This window comes from Francisella sp. 19X1-34, from assembly GCF_041102755.1.
Classification (GTDB): Bacteria; Pseudomonadota; Gammaproteobacteria; order Francisellales; family Francisellaceae; genus Francisella.
On the sequence record NZ_JBGCTX010000016.1, the window covers coordinates 25,099 to 36,818 of the forward strand.

Here is an 11,720-nt window from a genome sequence, read left to right on the forward strand (position 1 = left end):
TAAAAAAATTCTATGCAAAAAATAGTTTTAGTCGATGGCTCATCTTATCTATTTAGAGCCTACCATGCGTTACCAAATCTTTCTAATAGTCAAGGGGAGCCTACAGGTGCTATCCTTGGAGTGATTAATATGCTTAAGAAACTACCAAGCAAATATGATACTGAATATGTTACAGTAGTTTTTGATCCAAAGGGTAAAAATTTTCGCCATGAGATGTATCCTCAATATAAAGCTAATCGTAAAGCTATGGATGATGAGCTAAGGGTGCAGATTCAACCTCTTCATGAAATTATCAAAAAGATGGGATATCCACTTATTATAAAAGATGGTGTAGAAGCTGATGATGTTATTGGAACATTAGCAAAAGATTTAGAGTTACAAGGTTATGATGTAGTAATTTCTACTGGTGATAAAGATATGGCTCAACTAGTCACTGAAAAAGTAGTGCTATATGATTCTATGAAGAATGTAACTACGGATATACCTGGGGTTTTAGATAAATATCAAATTAGACCCGATCAGATAATAGACTATTTGGCTCTTATGGGGGATTCCTCGGATAATATACCTGGAGTACCTAAAGTTGGCCCTAAAACAGCAGTTAAGTGGTTGCAGCAGTATGAAAATATTGATGGTGTAATAGAAAATGCTGATGAAATAAAAGGCAAGGTTGGGGAGAATTTACGTAATAGCATAGATATTTTAAAGTTATCTTATCAGTTAGCAACAATAAAATGTGATCTTGATCTTAGTTTGACTATCGATGATCTTAAGTGTCAGCATGCTGATGTGAAATATTTAGCGAAAGCTTTTGCTGAATATGAATTTAACTCTTTACTTAGAAGTTTGGACACTGATAATGCAGAATCTTTGAAAGAGGAGGTAGTTGCTAAATCAACAGAAATAGAAATCGATTATAAAACAGTACTATCATCACAAGAGCTTGATGATTTAGTAGCAGATTTAAAAAATAGTGATATTTTCTCTTTCGATACAGAAACGGACTCTTTAAATACTTATGAAGCTAACTTGGTTGGCTTATCATTTTGTGCTAAAGAAGGTAAAGCTTATTATATCCCAGTACAGCATAGATACTTAGGTGTTCCTCAACAGCTTGAGTTAGATGTGGTTTTAGATAAGTTAAAACCTGTGTTTGCAGATTCTAAAAAAGCTAAAATTGCGCATAATTTTAAGTTTGATGAAAAGGTGTTATCAAAATATGGGATTGATATCAAAGCTCAGATCAATGATACCATGATTATGGCTTATGTGGTAAAAAGTAGTGGTAAGCATGATATGGATAGTCTTTCCAAAGAGCATTTGAATATTTCACCAATACCTTATAGTGAGATAGCTGGTACAGGCAGGAAGCAACAAACTTTAGATGAAATAGAAATTGAAAAAGTTGCAAAATATGCTGCTGAAGATGCAGATATTACTTTTAGACTTTTTAATCACTTTGATAGCTTACTTAAAAAAGAAAAAATCCTTCAAGAATTATACTTAAAGGTTGAGATGCCTCTTACTCTTATCCTTAATGATATGGAGAAGACAGGTGTGAAAATTGATGCTAAAAAGTTGATTGAGCAAAGTGCAAACCTTCAGGAAAGTATAAGTAAAATTCAAGAACAGTGTTATCAGCTTGCTGGGCAAGAGTTTAATCTTTCATCTCCTGTACAATTAAGAGAGATTCTTTTTGAAAAAATGGAGATTCCAGCCGTTAAAAAAACAGCTAAGGGACAAGCATCAACATCTGAAGAAGTATTAGTTCAGTTAGCAGAGGAGTATGAAATAGCTGCTTTAATTATGAAGTATCGCCATTTATCGAAGCTAAAAAATACCTATACTGATAAGCTTCCTAAGATGTTAGATAACAATTCAAGAGCTCATACTTCATATAATCAAACAGGAACAGTTACAGGGAGATTATCATCTTCTGATCCAAACTTACAAAATATACCAATCAAAAGTCCAGAAGGCCGTAAAATTAGACAAGCATTTATTGCTGAAGAAGGTTATTGTGTAGTTGCTGCAGATTACTCACAGATTGAACTTAGGATAATGGCGCATTTATCAAAAGATGAAAATCTTTTAAAAGCTTTTAATGAGGGTTTAGATATTCACAGTGCAACAGCTGCTGAGGTTTTGGGTATTGATATGAGTGAGGTTACAAGTGAGCAAAGAAGAAGAGCAAAGGCTATCAACTTTGGCCTTATTTATGGCATGAGTGCTTTTGGCTTGGCAAAGCAGCTTGAGATACCTCGCGGCGAGGCACAGGAGTATATAAATGTGTATTTTAACCGCTATCCAAAAGTTAAAGAATATATGACTACAGCAAAAGAGTTTGCTAAAAAAAATGGCTATGTTGAAACAATACTTGGTCGTAGATTGTATCTGCCGGAAATTAGCTCAAGAAATGTGATGCAAAGAAATGCTGCAGAGAGAGCTGCTATAAATGCTCCAATGCAAGGAACTGCAGCAGATATTATAAAAAAAGTAATGATAGAGGTTAACACTGTGATTTCACAGGAGTATAATAGCGAAGTTAAGATGGTAATGCAGGTTCATGATGAACTAGTCTTTGAAGTTAAAAGAACTAAGGTTGAAAAAATTTCTGCAAGAATAAAAGGTATAATGGAAGAAGCTGTGAAGCTAAGTGTACCTTTAGAAGTCAATGTTGATACTGGCGATAACTGGGATCAGGCACATTAAAATATATTAGGATTTATTATGCTATTAGTAATGGATGTAGGTAACTCGCATATACATATTGGAGTTTTTCAGGGTGAGCAAATAGTTAGTCAAATTAGATATTCAACTTCATCCGTTGATTCAACTTCTGATCAGATGGGAGTTTTCTTAAGACAAGCTTTAAGAGAGAACTCTGTAGATTTAAATAAAATAGATGGTTGTGCAATCTCTTCTGTAGTACCACACCTGAATTATTCATTAGGCTCAGCTGTTATAAAGTACTTTGATATAAAGCCATTTTTTATTAGTATGGATAATACTGGTCTGGATATGTCAGCTGTTGAAGCTCATCAAGTGGGAGCTGATCGGATTGCTAGTTGTATTGGAGCTTTAGCAGATCATCCAGATAGAGACTTACTAATAATAGATTTAGGAACGGCAACAACTTTTGATGTTGTTACCAAAAATAGAAAATACCTAAGTGGCTCAATTATGCCAGGTGTTAAGCTTTCATTAAATGCTTTATGCCAAGGCGCTTCTCAACTTTCATCAGTAACTATTGTAAAGCCTGAGGTTGCTATTGGTTATGATACAAAAACAAACATCCGTTCAGGATTGTATTATGGACATTTAGGTGCACTTAGAGAGCTTAAAAATAAAACTTTAGAAGAGTTAGATAGCGATAATGTGTATACTATAGCAACGGGGGGCTTTGCTAGTTTATTTAAAGATGAAGGTATTTTTGATGAAGTATCTCCAGATTTAATTTTACGTGGAATAAGAATTGCATTCTTAGAAAATAATTAATATCAAAAGGTTTTATAAATGTTAAAAAATAAAAAAGTAGTTGTTTTACTCTTTGACTCATTTGGTATAGGTGAAGCACCTGATGCATTACAGTTTGGTGATCAAGGTTCAGATACTTTGGGTCATATTGTTGAGTATTTTAGTAAAAATGGTAGGACTATTAAACTACCAAATTTATCAAAACGAGGGCTTAAGGCGGCAGCTGAACATAATAGAAATGCTCCATTAGCACAAGATATTTCTGTGACTAAGAACATTATAAATTCAAAATATGGTTATTGTGCTGAAATAAGCAGAGGTAAAGATACTCCTAGTGGGCATTGGGAGCTTGCAGGTGTTCCAGTTATGTTTGACTGGTATTATTTCACAGCAAAAGAAGGCCAAAGTTGTTTTGATCAAGAGTTTATAGATAAATGGGTAGAAAAAGCTGATCTTAAAGATGGTTTTATAGATGCAGGTCATGCATCAGGTACCGAGGTTCTTAAAGAGCATGGTTGTGAGAGTTGTGTAACTAAAAAACCTATTGTGTATACATCTGCTGATAGTGTTTTTCAAGTGGCTGCACATGAAGACTATTTTGGTTTAGATAAACTTTTAGAAATATGTAAGATTGCCCGTGAAATTCTTGATGAAATGGGTATGAAGGTTGGTAGAGTTATTGCTCGTCCATTTATTGGAGAATCTGCTGATGAATATGTTCGTACTGGTAATCGTAAAGATTTTTCAATTCTACCCCCAGCACCGACTTTATTAGATAAGCTAAAGCAAGCTGGTGGAAAAGTTGTCTCAATTGGAAAAATTGCTGATATTTATGCAAACCAAGGTATTAGTAAACAGCTTAAAGCAACAGGTTTGGAAGAGCTTTTTGATAAAACAGTATCTGAATATAAATTAGCAAAATCAAATACTCTTATATTTACTAACTTTGTTGATTTAGATTCAAGTTATGGCCATCGTAGAGATCCTAAAGGCTATGGTAAGGCATTAGAGTATTTAGATGCAAGAATTTCTGATTTAGACAATCTTTTAGATGATGATACTATTGTAATATTAGCAGCAGATCATGGTTGTGATCCAACGGCCCCAGGTTCTGATCATACACGCGAGTGTGTGCCATTTTTGCTTTGGGGTAATAATATAGAACCTGAATTTATTGGACAAAGAGATACTTTTGCGGATATTGGCCAAAGTATTGCTGATTTTATGGGTGTTGAGTCACTAAACTTTGGTAAGTCAATTTTTGAGAAAGCGAATGACTAGTAAAGAAAAAATAGTATCATTAATGGATTTGACGCTATTAGGTGATAATGATACAGATAGTGATATTGTTAAGTTGTGTTCTAAAGCTAGAAATTCTCTAGGAAATGTTGCAGCTTTGTGTGTGTATAAAGAGTTTATCCCAACAGTTAAAAAGCAATTAGGTGCGGATTTTAAAGTTGCTACGGTAGTTAATTTCCCTAAAGGCGATGCTAGTATAGAAGATGTACTTAGTGAAACAAAACAAGCTTTAACCTTAGGTGCTGACGAAATTGATTTAGTTATTGATTATAAGGAGTATATTGCAAAGGGAGATTCTAAAAAGTCAAGAGAGATGATTTCTCAGGTTAAAGAACTTTGCAATAATAAAATCCTCAAAGTGATAATAGAGTCAGGAGAACTTCAATCAACAGGTTTAATTGAAAAAGTATCTTCTGATGCTATAAGTTCAGGAGCAGATTTTATAAAAACATCTACAGGGAAAACTAAAGTTGGAGCAACTTGTGAAGCTGCTAAGACCATGTTAGAAACTATTAAGAAGTTAAATCAAGATGTAGGGTTTAAGGCTTCTGGTGGGATAAGAGATTGCTCGCAAGCGGTTGCATATGTTGAATTAGCTGATAAGATACTCTGCAATAATTATGTAAATCCAAAAACTTTTAGATTTGGTGTAAGTGGTCTTTTAGACAACTTATTAAATAACTTAGGGCAAGAGAATAATGATTACTAAACTAATGTTTTTTATTTTAGGGGTAGCGACTGTTTTTGTTTTATCTTTTTTATGGAGTAGTGATAGAAAGAAAATACGTTACAATTACTTAGCGATAATATTAATTGTACAAGTATTACTAGCTTATTTCTTATTAAGATCCTCTATTGGTGAAGATATTGTTGGTGTTATTGTTAGTGGTTTTGATGTGTTGCTTACGTGTGCTAATGATGGGACGAGATTTATTTTTGGTTCTCTTACTGATATGGATGGTGGACATATATTCTTCTTTACAGTTGGTATGCCTATAGTTCTTATGTCGGCATTAATTGGTATTTTACAGTATTTCAAGATATTGCCTGTTATTATTAAAATCGTTGGATTTATTCTATCTAAAATTACAGGGATGGGTAAATTAGAGTCATTTAATGCAGTAAGCTCATTGTCTGTTGGTCAATCAGAGAACTTTATTGCGTATAAAAAAATTATAGGACATTTACCATCCAATGTTTTATATACGATGGCAGCTACGGCTATGTCTACAGTATCTTTAGCTATTTCTGGGGCATATATGCAAATGTTGAGTGTCAAAAATGGCTTTGACCCTAAGTTTGTGATAGTCGCTATGGTAATGAATATGTTTGGGACATTCTTTGTACTTACTGTTATTAATCCATATGAGAAATCAGAAGATATTAGTTTTGATAGCTTACATGAAACATATGATGAAACACCAGAAAAGCAGAGTTTTTTTGAGATGTTGACAGAATATATCTTAGACGGTTTTAAGGTTGCTGTAATTGTATGTGCGATGCTAATAGGTTTTATCGCATTAATTAGTCTATTAAATACATTATTTTTGTCTATTGTTGGTATATCTTTTACAGGAGTTTTAGGTTATATCTTTTATCCATTTGCATGGATTTTACATGTTCCTAATAATGAGATTCACTTAGCTGGTCAGATCATGGGTACAAAGATAGTTACTAATGAGTTTGCGGCAATTGATTTTATGGTTAAGCATGCTTCTGAGCTAAGTTCACACGCAAAAGCTGTAATATCAGTTTTTCTTATTTCTTTTGCAAACTTTGCATCTATAGGTATTATTATTGGGGCTATTCAAGCTCTTAGTAAAGAGGCTTCTGTGAAAGTTGCTAGATTTAGCTTAAAAATACTTTATGGTGCAACTTTGGTAAGTTTATTATCTGCTGTTGTAGTTGGATTGGTTGTTTAGGGAATAAAAAAGTGCAAAGTAAGTTTATTGTTATTGAAGGTCTTGATGGTGCTGGTAAAAGTACAGCTATTGACTTTGTACGTAAATACTTACAACAAAAAAACCTGCCCGCAGTCTATACTCGTGAGCCAGGTGGAACAAAAATAGCTGAAGATATTAGAAGCTTAGCATTAAAAAACTATACTGACGAGGCCGTTCATTCTGATACAGAATTGCTTTTAATGTATGCAAGTAGATTGCAACATGTATATAGTCTTATAAAACCATCATTAAAAGATGGTTTAAATGTAGTCTCTGATAGGTTTTATTGGTCAAGTGTTGCTTATCAAGGTGGTGGTAGAGGTATTAGTCTAAAAAAAATAACAGCTCTAAATGAGAATTTCCTTAAAGATTGTGAACCTGACCTGGTCATATATCTTGATATTGGTCCAGCTATGGGATTGCAACGAGCAAAAAAGGTAGGTGATCCTGATCGAATAGAGCAGGCAGGTCTAGAGTTTTTTAATAGAGCTAGAAATGTTTTTAAAGATCTTGTTAAGGCTTCAGATAGAGCGGTAGAAATTGATGCCTCTCAATCTATAGTAAGTATCGAAAAGCAAATATATCAAATATTAGATAATCATTTTAGTTTTTAAAATGAAATATTTTTAGTAAACTTCTTTAATTAAAATTATTATATCAAATTATAAAAAGTAAGAATTGTCATGAGTGAATATTTAAAAGAAATTGCAAAGCGTAGAACTTTTGCGATTATTTCGCATCCAGATGCCGGTAAAACAACTATTACAGAGAAGATGCTACTTTTTGGAAATGCTATTAAAACAGCAGGGACTGTGAAGGCAAAAAAAAGTGGTGTGCATGCGACCTCTGACTGGATGGAGATGGAAAAGCAAAGAGGTATCTCAATAACAACTTCAGTGATGCAGTTTCCATACAATGATCGAGTAGTTAACCTGCTTGATACTCCAGGACATGAGGATTTCTCAGAAGATACATATCGTACGCTTACTGCGGTTGATTCAGCGCTGATGGTTGTTGATGCTGTTAAAGGTGTTGAAGATAGAACTATTAAGCTAATGAATGTTTGTCGTCTTAGAGACACTCCTATTGTTACTTTTATGAATAAGTTTGATAGAGATACTCGCGATCCTTTAGAGCTTTTGGATGAGGTTGAGGATATTCTTAAGATTAAATGTGCTCCTATGAACTGGCCTATTGGTATGGGTAAATATTATAAAGGTGTATATGATCTTTACAATGATGAGGTTACTCTATTTGAAACTGGCCATGGTCATGAGATTCATCCATATAAGAAGATCAAAGGATTAGAAAATGCTAAAGAGGATATAGGTCTAGACTTATATGATGATCTTGAAATGGAGATCGAATTAGTTCGAGGTGCTAGCCATCAGTTTGATAAGCAGGAATTTCTGGAGGGTAAGCTTACACCTGTATATTTTGGTACAGCATTAAGTAACTTTGGTGTTAAAGAGATGATGGATGGTTTTACAGAATATGCTCCAGCACCTCAGCACCGTGAAGCTGATCAAAGAAATGTTCAGGCTGATGAGAAAAAACTAAGTGGATTTGTTTTTAAAATCCAGGCTAATATGGATGAAAAGCATAGAGATAGAATCGCATTTTTTAGAATTTGCTCAGGCAAGTATGAAAAAGGTATGAAAATCTTTCATGAAAGAACTGGTAAAATGATGCAAATATCAAAGGCTTTAACATTTATGGCAGGAGAAAGAGAGCAAGTTGAAGAAGGGTATGCTGGTGATATTATTGGTTTACACAATCACGGTAGCATCCAGATCGGCGATAGTTTCACACAAGGTGAGAAATTAAAATTTAAAGGAATACCTAATTTTGCTCCAGAGATATTTAAAAGAGTTAAACTAAATGATCCTCTAAAAATGAAAGCGCTACAAAAAGGTTTAGTACAGCTTTCTGAAGAGGGTGCTACACAAGTATTTAAACCTATTATCTCTAATGATTTAGTTGTTGGAGCTGTAGGTGTCTTGCAGTTTGATGTTGTTGCTCAGCGCTTAGCTACTGAATATAATGTTAAGTGTTCTTATGAAGGTGTTAATGTTGTCTTAGCACGTTGGATTTTCTGTGATGATGACAAAAAGCTAAACGATTTTAAAAAGAAATATGAAGGGAATCTAGCATATGATGGGGCTGGGTATCTGACTTATCTTGCTCCAACTGGTGTCAATTTGCAGTTAGCTCAAGATAAAAATCCAGATATTATTTTCAGTGCGACAAGAGAGCACTAAAATCATATGCTTTTTAAGTAGAAAAAATATGCTATAATTTTTAAGTCTTTGTATTATAGGTCATTAGGGTGCTAAATGTTTAAAAGTATCAATAAAATTCTTATTGCTGGGGTTGCTTTAGCTGCCATTCAATCAGCTTTCTCAATGGAGATATATACTGTTAAGTCAGGAGATTATTTATACAAGATAGCAAAAACTCATTCAGTAAAAGGAATAAGTAACTCTGAATTAACAGATGCTATAAAAGGAATAAATAAGTCAGAGATTCCAGGTATTGTAGATAATCGTATAAAAATAGGTGATAAGTTAGCTATTCCTACAACAAAGGGAGAGGTTGAGGATGGATTGACTTTAGTTAGAAATCAGATGATTCAAGGATCATATGGTCAGACAGATAAGGGCTCTACAGCTAAACCTACCTCAAGCAACTCTACGCCAAGCAGTGTTACATCAAACAAACTTGGTGATAATTCTATGCTTTCTTCGAAGAATGAAGAAGCAAAGTCTATAAAAACTACATCGGTGCCTAGTACTGTTAGTCAGGATAAAATCCCAGTATTACTTCCTGGCTCAGAAAACTCTGTGAATAGTGCTAATACACCACAGACTTATAGTAGTAACCTAAATAGTGGTATTGATTCTAGTAGCATTAATGAAACAGCGTCTTCTGACGATGATACTAGCTCAGGAGGATCTTTTTTATCTTCTTTATTTAGGCTAGTAGTTTATATAATTATTCTGGTAGCATTATTCTTCATAGCTAAGAAACTATGGGAAGGCAGAAATTCTAAAAAAGAGCTAGAATTAGAAATTCAGGGTAAGAAAAAAAGAGATCATTTAATGTCAAGAATATCTCCTGTTGTATCAGATAATGATTTTTATAAATCTGAAAGTTCGCCTCAACCAACTCCTCAGGAGGAGTTTGATTTTTTTGATAATGAGCAAGAACCAAGCCATCAACAAGATACCTTAGATTTAGATCATACAGAAGCCGCTTTTGAAGAAGAGTCAAATAGTTTAGATACTGAAAGTCTTAAAAAGAATCACCACAGCCAGAAAAATATTGCAATCAAAACTGATAAAGGTGTAGTATTTGAAACTTCTAGTGATGATGTAATTATCTCTAATGATGATAATGATGTAGAAGAGATTGATTCACAAGAGCAAGAAGAGCAAGAGTTGCAATATATAGATGAACTAATTGAACAGTACTTAGAAAGTGAGAAATATCTTGAGGCAAGTATTACTATTCAAGACGCTTTAGAGAAAAACCCAAGTAATGTTGATTTACGTTATAAGCTTTTAGAAGTTTATGCTCAAGCTGGTGATGAAATTGCTTTTGAAGGTGAGGTTCACTTTATTAAGTCTAAAAATATTGTGAGCATGTTTGATCCATTACATCAGAAAATAGCTAAGCTTAGAGATAAGTTTTTTGAATAATTCCAATTAATCTACAATTTTTAGAGAATAAAAATGCTTTTTAGAAAGAAAAAGAATATCGAGAGTTCTGATATATCTCCTACTCAGTCAGATGATAATAAAAAAGGACTATTTTCAAGACTTCAGTCCGGACTTTCAAAGACTGCGAGTAAATTTGGTGGTGGCTTAAGCACCATACTTATGGGGCAAAAAGTTGTTGATGAAGAGCTTCTTGAAGATATTGAGATGCAGCTTTTAACAGCAGATGTTGGTGTAGAAGCAACAGATGAAATAGTAGAGCATCTGCGAGATAAAGTAGCAAGAAATGAGCTACAAACAGCGGATAAGCTAAATGAAATAATCCAGCAAAAGCTAACAGAAATAATCTTACCGTGCCAACAACCATTAGAAGTAGATTCAGAAAAAACTCCTTATGTAATATTAGTGGTGGGTGTCAATGGTGTTGGAAAAACAACAACTATTGGAAAGCTTACCAAAAAGCTTCAGCTACAAGGTAAATCTGTTATGCTTGCTGCGGGAGATACTTTTAGAGCTGCTGCGGTGGAGCAACTTCGCGAATGGGGGGATAGGAATAATACCCAGGTTGTGTATCAGCATGAGGGAGCAGATAGTGCTTCTGTTATATATGATGCTATTACTTCTGCTAAGTCGAAAGCTGTAGATGTCGTGATAGCAGATACTGCTGGTAGATTACATAATAAAGATAATTTAATGCAAGAGCTTAAAAAGGTTGTTAAGGTTATAAAGAAAGTTGATGGCTCAGCTCCTCATGAGGTTATGTTAGTTGTTGACGCAACTACTGGGGGTAATGCTCTTAGCCAAGCTGAGGCTTTCCATGAGATTGTTGATCTTACAGGTATAACAATAACAAAACTTGATGGTACTGCTAAAGGAGGAATTGTTTTCTCAATTGCCAGAAAGCTTGGATTGCCTCTAAGGTTTATAGGAGTTGGAGAGAAAATAGATGATCTTCAAGTTTTTGATGCTAAAGATTTCACAAGTGCTCTTTTTAATTCTAACTAGGTCAATAAATCATTTATAGCTAATCCGAATAACTTTTGAAAGATTGTTTATCTAATCAGGATACACCATCAAAAGCAGTAGTCATCCTCGTGCTTGACACGGGGATCTTTTAAATACTTGAGAGATTCCCACCTCCGCGGGAATGACAGGTTTTATTTGACATAACTTATTCGGATTAACTAGGCTCTGTGCACAAAAACAAATTTTCATCGAAGCCAAATAAAAGTACAAGCTAATTTAATCATTCCTAGATATGCTGAAATAGTTTTATCAAACC

9 protein-coding genes are annotated in these 11,720 nt (G+C 34.1%); all 9 read left to right on the forward strand.

Features of this window, described 5'->3' with window-relative positions; translation table 11 throughout:
• The first annotated feature begins 12 nt into the window (after window positions 1-12).
• The 9 genes from polA (at window position 13) to ftsY (ending at window position 11,443) form a co-directional block, all read left to right on the forward strand.
• The gene (gene polA, locus AB8E56_RS03880) at window positions 13-2,712 is read left to right on the forward strand and encodes a DNA polymerase I (RefSeq protein ID WP_329478165.1); all 2,700 of its coding nucleotides are present in this window, start codon (window positions 13-15) and stop codon (window positions 2,710-2,712) included.
• An 18-nt stretch (window positions 2,713-2,730) separates the two neighbouring features.
• Window positions 2,731-3,498, forward strand: coding sequence for a type III pantothenate kinase (locus AB8E56_RS03885; RefSeq protein ID WP_329478167.1), 768 nt, complete (start codon window positions 2,731-2,733; stop codon window positions 3,496-3,498).
• An 18-nt stretch (window positions 3,499-3,516) separates the two neighbouring features.
• Window positions 3,517-4,758, forward strand: coding sequence for a phosphopentomutase (locus AB8E56_RS03890; protein ID WP_329478169.1), 1,242 nt, complete (start codon window positions 3,517-3,519; stop codon window positions 4,756-4,758).
• Window positions 4,724-5,485, forward strand: coding sequence for a deoxyribose-phosphate aldolase (gene deoC / locus AB8E56_RS03895; RefSeq protein WP_329478172.1), 762 nt, complete (start codon window positions 4,724-4,726; stop codon window positions 5,483-5,485). The genes AB8E56_RS03890 and deoC overlap by 35 nt, the downstream gene beginning before the upstream one ends.
• Entirely contained in the window at window positions 5,475-6,698 is a 1,224-nt protein-coding gene (locus AB8E56_RS03900; RefSeq protein ID WP_329478174.1) for a nucleoside transporter C-terminal domain-containing protein, read from the forward strand. Before deoC ends, AB8E56_RS03900 begins: the two co-directional genes overlap by 11 nt.
• A gap of 11 nt (window positions 6,699-6,709) precedes the next feature.
• Window positions 6,710-7,333, forward strand: coding sequence for a dTMP kinase (tmk, locus tag AB8E56_RS03905; RefSeq protein WP_329478176.1), 624 nt, complete (start codon window positions 6,710-6,712; stop codon window positions 7,331-7,333).
• Window positions 7,334-7,402: 69 nt separating this feature from the next.
• Window positions 7,403-8,980, forward strand: coding sequence for a peptide chain release factor 3 (locus AB8E56_RS03910; protein WP_329478178.1), 1,578 nt, complete (start codon window positions 7,403-7,405; stop codon window positions 8,978-8,980).
• 75 nt (window positions 8,981-9,055) lie between these two features.
• Window positions 9,056-10,420: a LysM peptidoglycan-binding domain-containing protein gene (locus AB8E56_RS03915; protein WP_329478180.1), complete on the forward strand. Its 1,365-nt coding sequence runs from the start codon at window positions 9,056-9,058 to the stop codon at window positions 10,418-10,420.
• Between the two features lie 33 nt (window positions 10,421-10,453).
• A complete protein-coding gene (ftsY, locus tag AB8E56_RS03920; RefSeq protein WP_329478182.1) occupies window positions 10,454-11,443 on the forward strand; it encodes a signal recognition particle-docking protein FtsY in 990 nt (329 codons plus the stop codon).
• The last annotated feature ends 277 nt before the right edge of the window (window positions 11,444-11,720 follow it).